The 18,227-nt window shown below is 71.8% G+C and carries 16 protein-coding genes; 11 read left to right on the top strand and 5 right to left on the bottom strand.

From position 1 onward, the window contains the following. The first annotated feature begins 205 nt into the window (after positions 1 to 205). The 5 genes from IG94_RS0103830 to IG94_RS0103850 all read left to right on the top strand — a co-directional run bounded on the left by IG94_RS0103830 (position 206) and on the right by IG94_RS0103850 (position 4,837). Positions 206 to 952 (top strand): TraR/DksA family transcriptional regulator, encoded by a 747-nt coding sequence (locus tag IG94_RS0103830; protein ID WP_031030978.1) that lies wholly within the window; start codon positions 206 to 208, stop codon positions 950 to 952. Between the two features lie 90 nt (positions 953 to 1,042). Continuing rightward, on the top strand, positions 1,043 to 1,636 hold the full coding sequence (lspA, locus tag IG94_RS0103835) for a signal peptidase II (RefSeq protein ID WP_031030980.1): 594 nt from the start codon (positions 1,043 to 1,045) through the stop codon (positions 1,634 to 1,636). Between the two features lie 93 nt (positions 1,637 to 1,729). Continuing rightward, entirely contained in the window at positions 1,730 to 2,674 is a 945-nt protein-coding gene (locus IG94_RS0103840) for an RluA family pseudouridine synthase (protein WP_031030982.1), read from the top strand. Beyond that, positions 2,671 to 3,159 carry a GNAT family N-acetyltransferase gene (locus tag IG94_RS0103845; protein WP_031030985.1) on the top strand — a complete coding sequence of 163 codons (489 nt, stop codon included), beginning with the start codon at positions 2,671 to 2,673 and terminating at the stop codon, positions 3,157 to 3,159. Before IG94_RS0103840 ends, IG94_RS0103845 begins: the two co-directional genes overlap by 4 nt. Positions 3,160 to 3,250: 91 nt before the next feature. Beyond that, positions 3,251 to 4,837 (top strand): Na+/H+ antiporter, encoded by a 1,587-nt coding sequence (locus tag IG94_RS0103850; RefSeq protein WP_031030988.1) that lies wholly within the window; start codon positions 3,251 to 3,253, stop codon positions 4,835 to 4,837. Between the two features lie 28 nt (positions 4,838 to 4,865). Here IG94_RS0103850 and IG94_RS0103855 read toward each other — a convergent pair whose 3' ends face one another. Then, the gene (locus IG94_RS0103855) at positions 4,866 to 5,990 is read right to left on the bottom strand and encodes a mechanosensitive ion channel family protein (protein WP_031030991.1); all 1,125 of its coding nucleotides are present in this window, start codon (positions 5,988 to 5,990) and stop codon (positions 4,866 to 4,868) included. Between IG94_RS0103855 and IG94_RS0103860 the strand changes: the two genes are divergently transcribed. Then, positions 5,989 to 6,690, top strand: a complete 702-nt coding sequence (locus IG94_RS0103860) for a dienelactone hydrolase family protein (protein WP_326839509.1) — start codon at positions 5,989 to 5,991, stop codon at positions 6,688 to 6,690. The genes IG94_RS0103855 and IG94_RS0103860 overlap by 2 nt on opposite strands. A 104-nt stretch (positions 6,691 to 6,794) precedes the next feature. On the opposite strand, the gene IG94_RS0103865 is transcribed toward IG94_RS0103860, so the two are convergent. The 3 genes from IG94_RS0103865 to IG94_RS0103875 all read right to left on the bottom strand — a co-directional run bounded on the left by IG94_RS0103865 (position 6,795) and on the right by IG94_RS0103875 (position 9,816). Beyond that, positions 6,795 to 7,595 (bottom strand): DsbA family protein, encoded by an 801-nt coding sequence (locus IG94_RS0103865; RefSeq protein WP_031030994.1) that lies wholly within the window; start codon positions 7,593 to 7,595, stop codon positions 6,795 to 6,797. An 86-nt stretch (positions 7,596 to 7,681) separates the two neighbouring features. Further along, positions 7,682 to 8,392, bottom strand: a complete 711-nt coding sequence (locus IG94_RS0103870) for a hypothetical protein (protein ID WP_031030997.1) — start codon at positions 8,390 to 8,392, stop codon at positions 7,682 to 7,684. Positions 8,393 to 8,469: 77 nt separating this feature from the next. Beyond that, complete coding sequence (locus IG94_RS0103875) at positions 8,470 to 9,816, bottom strand: DUF2252 domain-containing protein (RefSeq protein WP_031031000.1); 1,347 nt, start codon at positions 9,814 to 9,816, stop codon at positions 8,470 to 8,472. 212 nt (positions 9,817 to 10,028) lie between these two features. On the opposite strand from IG94_RS0103875, the gene dnaE reads away from it, so the two are divergent. Beyond that, on the top strand, positions 10,029 to 13,568 hold the full coding sequence (gene dnaE / locus IG94_RS0103880; RefSeq protein WP_031031003.1) for a DNA polymerase III subunit alpha: 3,540 nt from the start codon (positions 10,029 to 10,031) through the stop codon (positions 13,566 to 13,568). Positions 13,569 to 13,701: 133 nt separating this feature from the next. Here dnaE and IG94_RS41495 read toward each other — a convergent pair whose 3' ends face one another. Further along, complete coding sequence (locus IG94_RS41495; protein ID WP_107060415.1) at positions 13,702 to 13,869, bottom strand: hypothetical protein; 168 nt, start codon at positions 13,867 to 13,869, stop codon at positions 13,702 to 13,704. A gap of 237 nt (positions 13,870 to 14,106) precedes the next feature. On the opposite strand from IG94_RS41495, the gene IG94_RS0103890 reads away from it, so the two are divergent. From IG94_RS0103890 to IG94_RS0103905, 4 genes are all read left to right on the top strand, one after another. Beyond that, on the top strand, positions 14,107 to 15,324 hold the full coding sequence (locus tag IG94_RS0103890) for an NYN domain-containing protein (protein ID WP_031031007.1): 1,218 nt from the start codon (positions 14,107 to 14,109) through the stop codon (positions 15,322 to 15,324). 178 nt (positions 15,325 to 15,502) lie between these two features. Continuing rightward, a complete protein-coding gene (locus IG94_RS0103895; RefSeq protein ID WP_031031009.1) occupies positions 15,503 to 16,477 on the top strand; it encodes an ABC transporter ATP-binding protein in 975 nt (324 codons plus the stop codon). Positions 16,478 to 16,620: 143 nt separating this feature from the next. Beyond that, positions 16,621 to 17,436: an ABC transporter permease gene (locus tag IG94_RS0103900; protein WP_031031011.1), complete on the top strand. Its 816-nt coding sequence runs from the start codon at positions 16,621 to 16,623 to the stop codon at positions 17,434 to 17,436. A 34-nt stretch (positions 17,437 to 17,470) separates the two neighbouring features. Further along, positions 17,471 to 18,172: a hypothetical protein gene (locus IG94_RS0103905; protein ID WP_031031013.1), complete on the top strand. Its 702-nt coding sequence runs from the start codon at positions 17,471 to 17,473 to the stop codon at positions 18,170 to 18,172. The last annotated feature ends 55 nt before the right edge of the window (positions 18,173 to 18,227 follow it).

Genomic DNA, 18,227 nt, shown 5'->3' on the forward strand with positions numbered 1-18,227 from the left:
GTTTCTGCTTCCGGGCGGTCCGCCCCGGGGGCCGCCCCGGCGGATTACCCGGCGGGGAGCTGGGCACAACGCATGCATGCTCACCGCGTGGCGCACGGTGGGCGCGCGAAAGCGGCGGCGTGCCCCGTTGCCGCGAGGCCCGAGTCGATTTATCGTCCCAGCACGATTCGCGCGCAAGATCACAATATGTGAAGGGGCCGCGGCCATGGTGGCGAAGAAGAAGACGACGGCCGCGAAACGGGGCGCCGCCGAGGAGAGCACCACGGAGCAGGACCCGGCACGGAAGACCTCGGCGAAGAAGACGACGGCGAGCACGACGACGAAGAAGACGGCGGCCGGGAAGACCGCGGCGAAGAAGAGCCCGGCGGGCAGGGAAGCCGCGAAGAAGACCGCGGCGATGAAGAGCACGGCAGGCAAGAGCACGGCCAAGAAGGCGGGCGCGGCCGAGGCCGCGGAGCAGACGGGAGCCACGACGGTGGTTGCGAAGAAGACTCCTGGCACGGCCACGGCGGCCAAGACCGCCGTTCCCAAGGCCCGCGGTGCGGCCGCGGTCCCCGGCGACCTCGCGGTGCGCCCCGGCGAGGAACCCTGGACCCCGCAGGAGGTCGAGGAGGCGCGCGGCGAGCTGCAGTCCGAGGCCGACCGGCTGCGCAGCGAGATCGACTCCTCCGAGCGGTCGCTGCAGGGCATGATGCGGGACTCCGGCGACGGCGCGGGCGACGACGAGGCGGACACCGGCAGCAAGAACATCACGCGCGAGCACGAACTGGCGCTGGCCGCCACCGCGCGCGAGGTGCTGACCCAGACCGAGCGCGCCCTGGAACGCCTGGACGCGGGCACCTACGGCCTGTGCGAGAACTGCGGCAAGCCGATCGGCAAGGCGCGGATGCAGGCCTTCCCGCGGGCCACCCTGTGCGTCGAGTGCAAGCAGAAGCAGGAGCGCCGGTACTGAGCCGGTACTGAGCAGGTACGCGGCAGCGGCCGGGACGCGGGGCGTGCCGTACCCTCGTGCTCAGTCAAGGACCTAGGCTGAGGGACTCACGTGGCAGAGGCGGAGCGCATCATCGGTACTCCGGACACCCCGGACGCGGCGGGGGACGGGCAGGAGCTGCCCGACGCGGAGCAGGAGCAGGCTCCGGAGCGCCCCCGGGGCAGGCGCCGGATCGCCGTGCTGTTCGCGGTCGCCGTGTTCGCGTACCTTCTCGACCTGGTCAGCAAGATGATCGTGGTCGCCAAGCTGGAGCACCACGAGCCGATCGAGATCATCGGCGACTGGCTGAGGTTCGCCGCGATCCGCAACGCCGGCGCGGCCTTCGGCTTCGGCGAGGCCTTCACGATCATCTTCACGGTGATCGCGGCAGCCGTGATCGTCGTGATCGCCCGCCTCGCGCGCAAGCTCTACAGCGTGCCGTGGGCGATCGCGCTCGGCCTGCTGCTCGGCGGTGCGCTCGGCAACCTCACCGACCGGATCTTCCGCGCGCCCGGCGTCTTCGAGGGGGCGGTCGTGGACTTCATCGCGCCCAAGCACTTCGCCGTCTTCAACCTCGCCGACTCGGCGATCGTCTGCGGCGGCATCCTGATCGTGCTCCTCTCCTTCCGCGGCCTGGACCCGGACGGGACCGTCCACAAGGACTGACCGTCCACAGGCACCGACCTCCGCCCGAGCCGGTTGTCCACAGGGACCGGGCGCGCGTTCGGGAGTGTCCCGGCCGTCCGGCATACTCGACGGGTGAGCACGATTCCCGAGATCCGTACCCTGCCCGTGCCCGACGGCCTGGAGGGCGAGCGCGTCGACGCCGCCATCTCCCGCATGTTCGGCTTCTCCCGCACCAAGGCCGCCGAGCTGGCGGCGGCGGGAAAGGTGCAGGTCGACGGATCGGTGGTCGGCAAGTCCGAGCGGGTGCACGGCGGCGCCTGGCTCGAGGTCGAGATGCCCGAGGCGCCCGCGCCCGTGCAGGTGGTCGCCGAGCCCGTCGAGGGCATGGAGATCGTGCACGACGACGAGGACGTGGTCGTCGTCGTCAAGCCGGTCGGCGTCGCCGCCCACCCGTCCCCGGGCTGGAGCGGGCCGACCGTCATCGGCGGCCTGGCCGCCGCCGGGTACCGCGTCTCCACCTCCGGCGCCGCCGAGCGCCAGGGCATCGTGCACCGCCTCGACGTCGGCACCTCGGGACTGATGGCGGTCGCCAAGTCGGAGCGGGCGTACACCTCGCTCAAGCGCCAGTTCAAGGAGCGCACGGTCGACAAGCGCTACCACACGCTCGTACAGGGCCACCCCGACCCGACCAGCGGCACCATCGACGCCCCCATCGGCCGCCACCCGCAGCACGACTACAAGTGGGCCGTCACCGCCGAGGGCAAGCCCTCCGTCACGCACTACGACCTCATCGAGGCGTTCCGCGCCGCCTCCCTGCTCGACGTGAAGCTGGAGACAGGCCGCACCCACCAGATCCGCGTCCACATGGCCGCCCACCGCCACCCCTGCGTCGGCGACCTGACCTACGGAGCGGACCCCACCCTCGCCAAGCGGCTGCGCCTGACCCGCCAGTGGCTGCACGCCGTGCGGCTCGGCTTCGAGCACCCCGGCGACGGCCAGTGGGTCGAGTACGCCAGCGACTACCCCGAGGACCTCCGGCGCGCCCTCGACCTGGTCCGCGAGGAGACCTACGGATGAGCGCCCCGCACTCCGCCGCCCCCGCCTACGAGGTGCGCGTCGCCGAGGACCCGGCGGACCGGGAGGCCTGCTTCGCGGTGCGCAAGGACGTCTTCGTCGCCGAGCAACAGGTCCCCGAGGACATCGAGTACGACGCCCACGACGCCGGCGCCGTGCACGTCCTCGCGGTCCGGGAGGACGGGGTGCCGCTCGGCACCGGCCGGCTGCTGCACGGCGCGTCCGCCGCCGCGAAGAACGGCGACGGAGACCCGGCCGTCGGCTCCCTGGGCCGGCTCGCGGTGACCGCGGCGGCCCGCGGCCTGGGCGTCGGGGCCGCGCTGGTGCGGGCGGTGGAGGACGCCGCACGCGCGCGCGGGCTCACCGCGGTGGATCTGCACGCGCAGACCCACGCCCTGGGTTTTTACCAGCGTTTGGGGTACGAGGCATACGGCCCCGAGTTCCCCGACGCCGGGATTCCGCACCGCGCGATGCGGCGAGCCCTGTAGCCGGGGCGCCGAACGCGCTGGTGAGGCCGGTGGCGTGGCAGGCTTGAGGTCCGCCCTGCAGTAACGCCGAGAGCCCACCGGAGCGGTGACCGTGGATCAGCTGGCCCTGTTGTTCATCCTGTTGCTCGGGGCCCTGCTGAGCGTTCCGATCGGTGCGCGGCTCGGGCTGCCGGCGCCGGTGCTGATGACGCTCCTCGGGATCGTCCTGGCCCTGCTCGACTTCGTGCCCAACGTCGACATCCCGCCCGAACTGATCCTGCCCGGCCTGTTGCCGCCGCTGCTGTACGCGGCCGTGCGGCGCACGTCCTGGCGGCAGTTCGCGGCCAACAAGCGCCCGATCTTCCTGCTGGCGGTCGCGCTGGTCTTCGTCACCATGACCTGCGTCGCCACCGTCGCCCACGCCGTCGTCCCCGGACTGCCCATCGCCGCGGCCTTCGCGCTCGGCGCGCTGGTGGCGCCGCCCGACCCGGTCGCCGCGACCGCCGTCGCCGGGCAGTTGGGACTCCCGCGCCGGCTGGTGTCCATCCTGGAGGGCGAGGGACTGTTCAACGACGTGACGGCCATCGTCCTGTACCACGTGGCCATCGCCGCGGCGGTCAGCGGGGCCTTCTCGCCCTGGGACGCCGGGTTCGACCTGGTGCTCTCCGCCGTCGTCGCCGTCGCGGTCGGGCTCGTCCTCGGCTGGGGCTCCAACAAGCTGATGAGCGTCCTCGGCGACCCGACGCTGCAGATCGGCCTGACCCTGCTGGTGCCCTTCGTCAGCTACGTCGCCGCCGACGAACTGCACGGCTCGGGCGTGCTCGCCGTCCTCACCACCGCGATGTTCCTCGCCGAGTACGCCTCCGACGCCGACGACGTGATGACCCGGCTCGGCGGGCACACCGTGTGGGACGTGGTGGACACCCTGGTCACCGGCGTGGCCTTCGGCCTGATCGGGCTGGAACTGCACAACGCGGTCCGCACGGCCTCCGGCCGCTGGCCGGAACTGCTGGGCTGGGCCGCGGCCGTCACCGCCGTGGTCATCCTGGTGCGGCTGCTGTGGCTGCTGCCGGCCACCTGGCTGACCCGGCGGCTGCACTCCCGGCGCGACCAGGACGAGGACATCCCGACGACCTGGCGGGAGACCGTGGTCATGTGGTGGGCCGGCATGCGGGGCGTGGCCTCGGTCGCGCTGGCCCTGGCGATCCCCCTGGAGACGGAGGACGGGTCGGCCTTCCCGCACCGGGAGGAGATCGTCTTCATCGCGTTCGGCGTGATCATGGTCACGCTGCTCCTCCAGGGCCTGACGCTGCCCTGGCTGGTGGGCCGGCTCGGTGTGCGGGCGGACACCGAGCGGGAGCAGGAGTACGAGCGGGACCTGGCCGTACGGGCGGCCGGGGCGGCGAAGCGGCGCCTGAAGGAGATCGAGGACGTCGAGGAACTGCCGGAGGAGCTGTCCGAGCAGATGCTGCGGCGCGCCTACGACATCGGCGTGCGCATCAGCCCCGACCTCGGGGACGAGGAGCGCAAGGAGGCGCTGGAACAGCGGGCCCGGCGCATCAAGCGTGTCCGGCGCATCCAGGGCGAGATGCTGAGCGCCGCCCGCCACGAGATCCTGGCCGCCCGCAGCGAGGCCGGGGCCGACCCGGAGATCGTGGACCGGGTCCTGCGCCACCTGGACGTCCGCAGCCTGCGCTGAACCGCCCCCGACGCCCCGCCCCGCCCGCTCACAGGCTCTTCGTCGGGCGGCCCGGGAAGCGGCGGGGCTCGGCGTCGGGGGAGCGGCGGGCGTGGGGGAGGCCGTCGCGACGGGGACGCGGGGCCGCGTCCGCGGTGTTGACCCGCGGCAGCGCGTACGGGTGCTGGTCGGAGAGGAAGCGGATCATCCCCTCGCGGACCGTGACCCGCACCGTCCAGATGTCGTCCGCGTCCTTCGCCGTCACCAGCGCCCGCACCTCCATGGTGTTCGGGGTGGTGTCCGTGACGGTCAGGTTGCAGGCCCGCCCGTCCCAGGCCGGGCACTCGCGCAGCAGGTCGCGCAGCCGCTCCCGCATCGCCTCCAGCGGCGCCGAGTGGTCCAGGTGCCAGAAGACGGTCCCGGTCATCTGCGGGGTGCCGCGCGACCAGTTCTCGAAGGGCTTGGAGGTGAAGTACGAGACCGGCATCGTGATCCGGCGCTCGTCCCAGGTGCGGACCGTCAGATAGGTCAGCGTGATCTCCTCGACGGTGCCCCACTCCCCGTCGACCACGACGGTGTCGCCCATCCGCACCATGTCGCCGAAGGCGATCTGGAACCCGGCGAACAGGTTGCCCAGCGTGGACTGGGCGGCCACACCGGCGACGATGCCGATGATGCCGGCCGAGGCCAGCAGCGAGGCGCCCGCGGCACGCATCGCCGGGAACGTCAGCAGCATCGACGAGACCGCGACCACGCCGACCACCGCCGAGACCACCCGCATGATCAGCGACACCTGGGTCCGCACGCGCCGCACCCGGGCCGGATCGCGCTCCGCGTGGGCGTGCGCGTACCGGGAGTACGACGTCTCGACGACCGCCGCGGCGATCCGGATCACCAGCCAGGCCGCCGAGCCGATCAGCACCAGCGTCAGGGTCCGGCCGACCCCCGTCCGATGATCCGGGAACACCTCGGCCTCGACGTAGGACCCTCTCAGCAGCGCCGTGCACAGCACGATCTGGTACGGCACGCGGGCCCGCCGCAGCAGCCCCCACAGCGGTGTCTCGGGGTGGCGTCCGTCGGCCTTGCGCAGCAACAGGTCGGTGGCCCAGCCGATGACGACGGTCAGCAGTACTGAGCCGCCGACCACGATCAGCGGGCGGAGTATCGTCTCCATGCCCTCGAACGTAACCGGACGGACGGCACGGCGAACCTGTGACTTCCGTCCCGCCCGGGGCATCGCCGCCCGCCGCGTTGTCACACCCGGCTGGCACGATGGCCCCATGAACATCGTGCTCTTTCACTCGACCCTCGGCCCGAGGCCCGCGGTGCGGCAGGCCGCCGACCGGCTGCGCGGCGCCGGACACCAGGTGTGGACGCCGGACCTCTTCGAGGGGCGGACCTTCGACACCGTCGAGGAGGGCATGGAGTACCAGGAGGGGATCGGCCGGGAGGAGCTGCTGAAGCGGGCCGTGCTGGCCGCCGCGCCCTACTCGGAGCGGGGCCTGGTGTACGCCGGGTTCTCGCTGGGCGCCTCCGTGGCGCAGACCCTCGCCCTCGGCGACCACCGGGCGCGCGGGCTGCTGCTCCTGCACGGCACCTCGGACATCGCGCCCAACGCCTCGGTGGACGGACTGCCGGTCCAGCTGCACGTGGCCGAGCCGGACCGCTTCGAGACGGACGACTGGCTGAGCGCCTGGTACCTCCAGATGGGCCGCGTCGGCGCCGACGTCGAGGTGCACCGGTACGCGGGGGCCGGCCACCTCTACACCGACCCCGGGCTGCCCGACGACTACGACGAAGAGGCGGCCGAGGCCACCTGGCGGGTGGCGCTCGGCTTCCTCGACTCGCTCCAGGAGGCGCAGACCTCCCGGTAGGCCTTTCGGACCGGCGGGCGGGCGCGCTCCCTCACCGATCGGTACGCGCGCGGGTGGGCGAACCCGGAAGAGGTTCGCCCACCCGTCGGCCGGAGGTCACCGGGTCACTTGGTGACGCCCGCGTCCTTGAGCGCCGTCTGCCACTGGTCGACCGAGCTGGGGTTCTCGATCACCTTTTCGTTGATCTTGATGGTCGGGGTCGACTGGACGCCCTCGGCGCTGTCGAAGGACTTGCTCATCCGCATCGCCCAGGCGTCGTAGGTGCCCTTCTCCACGGCGTCCTGGAACTTCTTGTTGTTCTTCAGGGCGTCCACCGTGTTCGCCACCTTGATCAGGTAGTCGTCCTTGGCGAACTCGTCGGTCGACTCCTCGGGGTGGTACTCGGCGGAGAACAGCGCCGTCTTGTAGTCGAGGAACGCCTCGGAGCCGACGTTCAGCGCGGCGCCCAGCGCGCTGAGCGCGTTCTTCGAGCCCTCGCCGCTCAGGTTGCCGTCCAGGAACGTGCCGATGGTGAAGGAGAGCTTGTAGTCGCCGTCCTCCATGCCCTTGTGGACGGTCTCGCCGATGTTCTGCTCGAAGGAGGCGCAGGCCGGGCACCGCGGGTCCTCGTACAGGTGAACGGTGTTGTCGGTCTTGGACTCGCCGACGACGACCGTGGTGCCGTCCTTGCCGGAGGTGTTGGCCGGGGCCACCACCTTGGCGTCGGCGGCCTTCTCCCACTTCGAGGGCTGGTTGCCCTGCACGACGGCGTAGCTGATGCCGCCGGCTATCGCCAGTACGCCGACGATGGAGACGGCCACTACGGCCTGCCGCTTGACCTTGTCGCGCTTGGCCTGGCGCTCGCGCTCCTGGCGCAGGCGCTCACGGGCCGCCGTCTTCGCTGCCTGGGTGTTCCGCTTGCTCATGATGGTGATCTCTCCGGGGACGCGCACACGGGGGTGTGCGGGACACGTATGGGGGCTGCTGTGCTCGGTGGCGCTCGTGCGACGGGTCACACGGGCGCGGCCACCGGGCACGGCGGTCCGCGCCGTCCCAGGGAGTGCGTGAGGATGCGCTCGCGGGCGCCGGCGGTGCGGCGGGCCGCGGGTGCCGTGTGGCGGACCGCCGGAGCCGGGGACACGCCCACGGCGGCGACGGCCAGCAGCAGCGGCCGGAAGGTGGTCGCGGCCACCGCGCCGAGCAGCTGGGCCAGCGCCCGCTCCCCGCGCCGCAGCCAGGCCGCCGCGAGCAGTCCGACCCCGACGTGCGCGCCGAGCAGCAGCCAGGCGGTGCCGGGTGCGGCCTCGGCCAGCACGGACGCCACCCGGTCGGTCTCGGCCCCGGTCACGCGGGTCAGCGGCGCGGTCACCCCGGCGTGGACACCGGTTCCGTCGCCGCACAGCACGTCGAAGCCGACGGAGCGCAGCGGGCCCGCGACCGGGCCGCCCGCCCGGCCGTAGCAGACGTGCTGACCGGTGGTGAAGACCGTGTCGGCGGCCAGCTCCAGCGGGATCAGCAGGGCGGCGATCCGCCGGAAGCCGCGCTCGCGCCGCCCGGCCAGGGCGTACGCGAGCAGGAACACGGCGGCGGCGACGGCGGCCACCGTGGGCAGCGGCAGCGGAACCCCGGACAGCAGCACGTGCGACGCGGTGCTGAGCGTCACGACGAGTGCCGTGAACAGCGCCGCGCGTACGGCTCTGAGCGGGGTTCCGGATATGTCCATAGCAGTAGGAGAGTGTGTCACGGGGTCCGGTAAGAGACCCCTAAAGGGTTGCTGTGAGAATGCCGACCGGCGGGTTCCTACCGCTCGAGGCCGGGGATCCGGCCGTTGCGGAACAGGTCGACGAAGGTCTGGTGATCGGCGCGGGCGCGGGCGCCGTACCGGTGCGCGAAGTCGACCAGGAGCGGCGCGAAGCCCTCCTCGTCGGCCGCGATGGCCGCGTCGATGGCCCGCTCGGTGGAGAACGGCACCAGGGACTCCCCGGACTGGTCGTCGGCCGCGCCGTGCATCGTGGCGGTGGCCCGGCCCAGGTCGGCGACGACCTCGGCGATCTCCTCCGGGTCGTCGAGGTCGCTCCAGTCCAGGTCGACGGCGTACGGCGAGACCTCGGCGACCAGCTGTCCCGCACCGTCCAGCTCGGTCCAGCCCAGCCACGGGTCGGCGTGCGCCTGCAGGGCGCGCTGGGAGATCACCGTGCGGTGGCCCTCGTGCTGGAAGTACTCCCGGACCGCCGGGTCGGTGAGGTACTGGGAGACGGCAGGGGTCTGGGCCTGCTTGATGTAGATCACGACGTCGTTCTCCAGGGCGTCGCTGTTGCCTTCGAGCAGGATGTTGTACGAGGGCAGTCCGGCCGACCCGATGCCGATGCCGCGGCGGCCGACGACGTCCTTCACGCGGTAGGAGTCCGGGCGTGTCAGGGAGGACTCGGGGAGCGTCTCCAGGTAGCCGTCGAAGGCCGCGAGGACCTTGTAGCGGGTGGCCGCGTCCAACTCGACCGAGCCGCCGCCGGGGGCGAAGCGGCGCTCGAAGTCGCGGATCTCGGTCATCGAGTCCAGCAGCCCGAAGCGGGTCAGCGAGCGGGCGACGCGCAGCGCCCCGAGCAGCGGCCCCTCCGCGGTGTCCAGCGTGAAGGGCGGCACCTCGTCGCTCTTGGCGCCGGTGGCCAGGGCGTGGATCCGCTCGCGGTAGGCGCCCGCGTACACCCGCACCAGCTCGGTGATCTGCTCGTCGCTGAGCGCCTTCGCGTACCCGATCAGCGCGACGGAGGCGGCGAAGCGCTTGAGGTCCCAGGTGAAGGGGCCGACGTAGGCCTCGTCGAAGTCGTTGACGTTGAAGATCAGCCGGCCGGTGGAGTCCATGTACGTGCCGAAGTTCTCCGCGTGGAGGTCGCCGTGGATCCACACCCGGGAGGTCCGCTCGTCCAGGTAGGCCCCGCCGGCGCGGTCGCCGAACTCCGGGTCCTCGGTCAGGTCGCGGTAGAAGAGACCGGCGGTGCCGCGGTAGAACGCGAAGGCCGAGGCGGCCATCTTCCGGAACTTCACACGGAACGCCGCGGGGTCCGCGGCCAGCAGCCTGCCGAAGGCGGTGTCGAAGACGGCGAGGATCTCCTCGCCGCGGTGCTCCTCGTTGAGCTGCGGGACCGACATGCCTGGTGCCTCCTGGTGCGGGGTGGTGCCTGGGGAATGGAGCGGATCTCCACTCGGGCCAACGTTCGAACGGGTACGGGAGTGCCCGCCCCAGAAGGTACGCGTGGTGGCCTCCGGAGTGTCAGTGCCGAGGCATAGACTTCGACGCCGACCCCCCGGACCGACCGCAGCCCGTCGCCCGTCCGTCACGTACTTCCCTGAGGAGGCCGAACGTGTCCAAGCCGCCGTTCACGCACCTGCACGTCCACACCCAGTACTCCATGCTGGACGGCGCCGCGCGGCTCAAGGACATGTTCAACGCCTGCAATGAAATGGGCATGTCGCACATCGCCATGTCCGACCACGGCAACCTGCACGGGGCGTACGACTTCTTCCACTCCGCGACCAAGGCCGGGGTCACCCCGATCATCGGGATCGAGGCGTACGTCGCCCCCGAGTCGCGGCGCAACAAGCGCAAGATCCGATGGGGCCAGCCGCACCAGAAGCGGGACGACGTCTCCGGTTCCGGCGGTTACACCCACAAGACGATGTGGGCGACGAACAGCAAGGGCCTGCACAACCTCTTCCGCCTCTCCTCGGACGCCTACGCCGAGGGCTGGCTGCAGAAGTGGCCGCGGATGGACAAGGAGACCATCTCCCAGTGGTCCGAGGGCATCGTCGCCTCCACCGGCTGCCCCTCGGGCGAGGTCCAGACCCGGCTGCGCCTCGGCCACTTCGACGAGGCGGTGAAGGCGGCCGCCGACTACCAGGACATCTTCGGCAAGGACCGGTACTTCCTGGAGCTGATGGACCACGGCATCGACATCGAGCACCGGGTGCGCGAGGACCTGCTGCGGATCGGCAAGAAGCTCGGCATCCCGCCGCTGGTCACCAACGACTCGCACTACACGTACGCGCACGAGGCGACCGCCCACGACGCGCTGCTGTGCATCCAGACCGGCAAGAACCTCTCCGACCCGGACCGCTTCCGCTTCGACGGCACCGGTTACTACCTGAAGTCGACGGACGAGATGTACGCGGTCGACTCCTCCGACGCCTGGCAGGAGGGCTGCGCCAACACGCGCCTGATCGCCGAGATGGTCGACACCACCGGCATGTTCGAGAAGCGCGACCTCATGCCGAAGTTCGACATCCCCGACGGCTTCACCGAGGTCACCTGGTTCCAGGAGGAGGTCCGCCGCGGCATGGAGCGCCGCTTCGCGGGCCAGGTGCCCGAGGACCGCCAGAAGCAGGCCGAGTACGAGATGGACGTCATCATCCAGATGGGGTTCCCGGGCTACTTCCTCGTGGTGGCCGACTTCATCATGTGGGCCAAGAACCAGGGCATCGCGGTCGGCCCCGGCCGAGGCTCCGCGGCCGGTTCGATCGTGGCGTACGCGATGGGCATCACCGACCTCGACCCCATCCCGCACGGCCTGATCTTCGAGCGGTTCCTCAACCCCGAGCGCCTCTCCATGCCCGACGTCGACATCGACTTCGACGAGCGCAGGCGCGTCGAGGTGATCAGGTACGTGACGGAGAAGTACGGCGCCGACAAGGTCGCCATGATCGGCACGTACGGCAAGATCAAGGCGAAGAACGCCATCAAGGACTCCGCGCGCGTCCTCGGCTACCCGTACGCGATGGGCGACCGCCTCACCAAGGCGATGCCCGCCGACGTCCTCGGCAAGGGCATCGACCTCAACGGCATCACCGACCCCACGCACCCGCGCTACAGCGAGGCCGGCGAGATCCGCGGGATGTACGAGGCGGAGCCGGACGTCAAGAAGGTCATCGACACCGCCAAGGGCGTCGAGGGCCTGGTGAGGCAGATGGGCGTGCACGCCGCCGGCGTCATCATGTCCAGCGAGCCCATCGTCGACCACGCCCCGCTCTGGGTGCGCCACACGGACGGCGTGACCATCACCCAGTGGGACTACCCGCAGTGCGAGTCGCTCGGCCTGCTGAAGATGGACTTCCTGGGCCTGCGCAACCTGACGATCATGGACGACGCCGTCAAGATGGTGAAGTCCAACAAGGGCATCGACCTCGACCTGCTCTCCCTGCCGCTGGACGACCCCACGACCTTCGAACTCCTCCAGCGCGGCGACACGCTCGGCGTCTTCCAGTTCGACGGCGGACCGATGCGGTCCCTGCTGCGGCTGATGAAGCCCGACAACTTCGAGGACATCTCCGCCGTCTCCGCCCTCTACCGTCCCGGCCCCATGGGCATGGACTCGCACACCAACTACGCGCTGCGCAAGAACGGCCTCCAGGAGATCACGCCGATCCACAAGGACCTGGCGGAGCCCCTGGAGGAGGTCCTGTCCGTCACCTACGGCCTGATCGTCTACCAGGAGCAGGTGCAGAAGGCCGCCCAGATCATCGCCGGCTACTCGCTCGGCGAGGCCGACATCCTGCGCCGCGTGATGGGCAAGAAGAAGCCCGACGAACTGGCGAAGAACTTCGTCCTCTTCCAGGCGGGCGCCCGGAAGAACGGCTACAGCGACGAGGCCATCCAGGCCCTGTGGGACGTGCTGGTCCCCTTCGCCGGCTACGCCTTCAACAAGGCGCACTCCGCCGCGTACGGGCTGGTCTCGTACTGGACCGGCTACCTGAAGGCGAACTACCCGGCCGAGTACATGGCCGCCCTGCTGACCTCGGTCAAGGACGACAAGGACAAGTCGGCCGTCTACCTCAACGAGTGCCGGCGCATGGGCATCAAGGTGCTGCCGCCCAACGTCAACGAGTCCATGTCGAACTTCGCCGCGCAGGGCGACGACGTGATCCTCTTCGGCCTCTCCGCCGTGCGCAACGTCGGCACCAACGTGGTCGAGTCGATCATCAGGTGCCGCAAGGCCAAGGGGAAGTACGGATCGTTCCCGGACTACCTGGACAAGGTGGAGGCGGTCGTCTGCAACAAGCGGACGACGGAGTCGCTGATCAAGGCCGGCGCCTTCGACGAGATGGGCCACACCCGCAAGGGCCTCACCGCGCAGTACGAACCGATGATCGACAACGTGGTCGCGGTCAAGCGCAAGGAGGCCGAGGGGCAGTTCGACCTCTTCGGCGGCATGGGCGACGAGCAGAACGACGAGCCGGGCTTCGGCCTGGACGTCGTCTTCGGCGAGGACGAGTGGGAGAAGACCTACCTGCTCGCCCAGGAGCGAGAGATGCTCGGTCTCTACGTCTCCGACCACCCGCTCTTCGGCCTGGAGCACGTGCTGTCCGACAAGGCCGACGCGGGCATCTCCCAGCTCACCGGCGGTGACTTCGGCGACGGCGCGGTCGTCACCATCGGCGGCATCATCTCGGGCCTGCAGCGCAAGATGACCAAGCAGGGCAACGCCTGGGCCATCGCCACCGTCGAGGACCTGGCCGGTTCCCTGGAGTGCATGTTCTTCCCGGCTACCTACCAGCTGGTCTCCACCCAACTGGTCGAGGACGCCGTGGTGTTCGTCAAGGGGCGGCTGGACAAGCGCGAGGACGTCCCCCGGCTGGTCGCGATGGAGCTGATGATCCCCGACCTGTCCAACGCGGGCGCCAACGCCCCCGTCGTCCTCACCATCCCGGCCACCCGCGTCACCCCGCCGATGGTCAGCCGCCTCGGCGAGATCCTCACCCACCACCGGGGCGACAGCGAGGTGCGGATCAAGCTCCAGGGGCCGACGAAGACCACGGTGCTGCGCCTGGACCGGCACCGGGTGAAGCCGGACCCCGCCCTGTTCGGCGACCTCAAGGTGCTGCTCGGAGCGTCCTGCCTGGCGGGCTGAGCGGGGCGACAGACCCTAGGAGAGGCGAAGAACGGGCGAGGAGAGGCTGAGGAAGCGAGCGAGGGGCGCACCCGGTCCGCCGGGTGCGCCCCTCGGCGCGGTGCGGTGGCCGCAACGGCCCCTGCCGCGGATGTCAGTTGTGGCCGAAGCGCTTCTGCCGCTTGCGGGAGGCCGGGTCGCCGGGCGTCGTCAGCTGCGGGGAGTGCTGCTCCTCGCGGGTCGGCACGGACGACTCGGCGGCCTGTGCGGCGCGCTCGGACTGGGGCTGCTTACGATCACGGTTGCTCTTGTTCTTGGCCATGGTGATCTACCTCCTGAGGGGGATCTAGGGGCCAGGGCCGGTTTCAGATTCACACAGCCCAACAAAGAACGCATATCGGGCAATTACCGTGTGTGACGCGGGATGCCGGGGTACCGGGCAGGAAGACGCACTGCGGAAACGCCACGCCGAAGATCGAGTTCGGGCCGTTAACCTCCGCGTGGTCGGGCAGACTCGAAGGAAGCCCGAAGCAAACCTCCCGGAAAGAGGGTGGACCGCGTGGACCGCTGCATCGTCCTGGTGGACGCCGGGTATCTGCTGGGTGCCGCCGCGAGCCTCCTGGCCGGAGAGCCCTCGCGCTCACGCATCACCGTCGACCACGCCGCCCTGATCCAGGGCCTGCGCGACCGCGCCGAGTCGGACACGCGGCAGCCCCTGCTGCGCATCTACTGGTTCGACGGCGCCCCCGACCGCGTCCCGCAGCCCGAACACCGCCGCCTGCGCGTGATGCCCCGGGTCACCGTCCGGCTCGGCGCCCTCACCCGCAGCGACGGCCGCTGGGCGCAGAAGGGCGTCGACGCGGCGATGCACGCCGAGCTGACCGAGCTGGCCCGCAACCGCGCCTGCTCCGACGTCGTCCTGGTGACCGGCGACGGCGACCTGCTGCCGGGCATGATGGCCGCCAAGGAGCACGGCGTCGCCGTCCATCTATGGGCCGTCCAGGCCGCCGACGGCGACTACAACCAGTCCGAGGACCTGGTCGCCGAGGCCGACGAGCGGCGCGTCCTGGACCGGGTGTGGATCACCAAGGCCGTACGCGCCAAGGAGATCGGCGGCATCTGCGCGCCGCCGCCCGTGCCCCGCCCCGAGATCGCCGCGATCCTCTCCGCGCCGCTGCCCGAGTCCGCCCTGTCCACCGCGCCCCCGGAGCGGCCCGCCGAGGAACCGGAACACCCGACCACGGCCCCCGCCGCGCGCAACGGCGCCGGGGAGCGCGTACCGCCCGCCAAGGGCGTTCCCACCCCCAAGGACCTCGCCGCCCTGCGCGCCCCCGGCGCCCACCCGGCCCCGCCGCCGGCCAGCGCCACCCTGCGCTGGTCCTCCGACAAGGGCTGGGTCGACCGGCCCGCCGCCGAGCCGGCCGAGGCCGCGTCGCTGCCGACCCTGGCCCAGCTCACCACGGCCGAGCAGCGCTGGGCCGACCGCGAGGAGGACATCACCACGGTCGGCGGCGACCCGTACGAGGTCGGGCAGGTCTTCGCCCGCCGCTGGCTCGAACGCCTGGGCGACCACGGCCACCTGCAGAAACTCTCCGGGATGTACCCGCGCATCCCGCACCGCGTCGACGGGGAGCTGCTGCGCTACGCGGCCCGCTTCGGGCTGCTGGCCCACAAGGACGACCAGATCGACGAGCACGACCGGTACGCGATCCGGGCCGGTTTCTGGCGGGAGATCGACGTGCGGACGGCCACCGAACGCACTCCCGGGCCCGAGTGAGCCCCGCCCGGCCCGGCCCACCGGCGGCCCGCCGGCCGTCTGCCGCCCGCTCCCGGCGCCGCCCGGCTGAATCGACACTTATGGGCGGACCCGGGAGCGGGCGCAGGGGACCGACCCCGTAGTCTCGTCCCTTGTGAGTACGCGTGCGGCACAGGCATCTCGACCCGGTGGCGGTGCCGTGTGCGCGGTGCGCGGACTGACCAAGACCTATCCGGCGGTACGCGGCAGACGCGGCGTTCCCGCCACCCCCGAGGTGCGGGCCACCGACGACGTCACCCTGGACATCCGGCGCGGTGAGATCTTCGGGCTGCTCGGCCCCAACGGTGCCGGCAAGTCCACCCTCGTGCGCCAGCTCACCGGCCTGATGCGGCCCGACCACGGCAGCGTGGAGATCCTCGGCCACGACATCGTGCGCCACCCCGAGCGGGCCGCGCGGATCCTCGCCTACCTCGGGCAGGATTCCAGCGCCCTCGACGAGCTGACCGTCTCGCTCGCCGCCGAGACCACCGGGCGGCTGCGCGGTCTGGAGGTGCGCCGGGCCCGCGCCGAGCGCGACGCCGTCCTCGACGAACTCGGGCTCGCCGCGCTCGCCGGCCGCCCGCTCAGGAAGCTCTCCGGCGGCCAGCGCCGACTCGCCTGCTTCGCCGCCGCGCTCGTGGGGGAGCGCCCGCTGCTGGTCCTGGACGAGCCGACCACCGGCATGGACCCGGTGGCCCGGCGCGCGGTCTGGGCGGCCGTGGACCGGCGGCGCGCGGAGTACGGCACCACCGTGCTGCTCGTCACCCACAACGTCATCGAGGCCGAGACCGTCCTCGACCGGGTCGCCGTCCTCGACCGGGGACGCGTGATCGCCTGCGACACGCCCTCCGGCCTCAAGGAGCGGGTCGCGGGCGAGGTCCGCGTCGACCTGGTCTGGCGCGAGAGCGCCCCGCTGCACGTCCCGGAGGTCGCCGCCCTGCGCGACCGCGCCGTGGAGTCGGGACGCCGCTGGACGCTGCGGCTCGCCCCCGAGGAGGCCCGCACGGTCGTCGCCACCGTCACCGGCGGCGCCGCCTTCGCCGCCCTCGACGACTTCACCCTGGCCACGCCCAGCCTGGAGGACGTCTACCTGGCGCTGGGCGGCGCCGCGCGGCAGGGGCTGGTGAGGGCTTGAGCACGCCAGCGGTGAGAACACCGGCCGCCGCATCCGTACCCGAGAGGGCGAGCGCACCCGGCCGGGCGAACGACCCCGCGAGGTCGGGCGAACCCGGCAGGGCGACCGCTTCGATGGACCCTAACGAAGGGGAGCTGCGCGACGTGAGTGTCGTATCCGCCGATGTCCTGCCGGGCGGCGCCCTGGCCGTCGAGGAGCAGGGTGCGGCCGAGCTGTCGCCCCGGGCACGGCTGTGGCCTTCCCTGGTGGCCGTGTACCGGGCTCAGCTGTCCCGGGCGCGGGTCGCGCGCATCCCGCTGCTGTTCGTCGCCACCTTCCAGTCGATCGGCATCATGATCCTGATGCGCGGCGTCGTGGACGGCGGCGGCGAGGCGCGGGCGGTGGTCGCCGGTTCGGCGGTACTCGTCGTCGCCTTCGTGGCGCTGAACCTCCTGGCCCAGTACTTCGGCCAGCTGCGCGCCAACGGCGGCCTCGACCACTACGCCACGCTGCCCGTGCCGCCGGCCGCGGTGGTGCTGGGCGCGGCGGGCGCGTACGCGTCGTTCACCGTGCCCGGGACCGTGGTGACGGCGGTCTTCGGCTGCCTGCTGTTCGGGCTGCCGATGACCCATCTGTGGGTGCTGGTGGCCGTCATCCCGCTGGCCGGCGCCGCGCTCGCCGGACTGGGCGCCGCCCTCGGCCTGCTCGCGCCCCGGCCCGAGTTCGCCACGCTGCTGGGCCAGCTCGGCATGTCGGCGGCGCTGCTGCTCGGCGTGCTGCCGGCCGAGCGGCTGCCGGAGGTCGTCCGGCTGGCCCGGGACCTGCTGCCCTCCACATACGGCGTCGAGGCCTTCGCCCGTACGTTCGGCGGCGATCCGGACTGGGCCCTCGTCCTCGGCGACCTGGCGGTGTGCGCCGTCGTCGGTGTGATCTCGCTGGCCGTCGCGACCTGGGCGTACCGCAGAGCGGCCGTCCGGTGACGCGCGGCACAGGCACGTTTGGCACGATGGCGGGGTGACCGCACCTCTGACTCCGCCACCACCACCGAACGAAGGCCCGCCGTACCGGGGCGGGCCGGTGCCGCCGCCCGCCGGTGCGCACGCCTCGGGGGCCGCGGCCGGTTCCCCGTACGAATCTCACGGCGAACAGGACGGCCCCGGGATGTTGACCGAAGTGCGGCAGGCCGTCGTGACCGCACTGGCGGTCACGCTCTCGGGCGCGCTCCTCGGCGTGCTGTGGTGGAAGCTGGCCCCGAGCGTGCCGCTGGTCGGCACGGTGGTCGACGGCCGCTGGTTCGTCTACCTCAAGGACTCCGAGGGCGAGCAGGCGATCGCGGTCGACGGAACGTTCACGCTGCTCGCGCTGGCGTTCGGAGCGCTCAGCGCGGTGGTGCTCTTCCTGCTGCGCCGGCGCGGGGGAGTGCCGCTGGTGGCGGCCCTCGGCGTCGGTGGGCTGCTCGGGTCGCTGCTGGCGTGGCGGCTCGGGGTGTGGCTCGGGCCGACCGAGGACGTGATCGCCCACGCGCAGGACGTCGGCGAAGGGGTGACGTTCACGGCGCCGCTGAGGCTGGGCGCGAAGGGGGCGCTGCTGGCGTGGTCGCTGGCGGGGCTGGTGGTGCATCTGGGGCTGACGGGGTTGTTCGGGCCGCGGGATCCGGAGCCGGATCCCTGGCCGGCGCCGGCCCCTCCGGGGGGTGCGGGGGGTATGGGGGGCTGACGTTTCTCGGTGCCCGGGGTGGGTGCGGGGTGCCCCGGCGGGGCGGCGTTGCCTT

The sequence above is a fragment of the Streptomyces olivaceus genome (assembly GCF_000721235.1).
In the GTDB taxonomy this organism is placed as follows: Bacteria; Actinomycetota; Actinomycetes; order Streptomycetales; family Streptomycetaceae; genus Streptomyces; species Streptomyces olivaceus.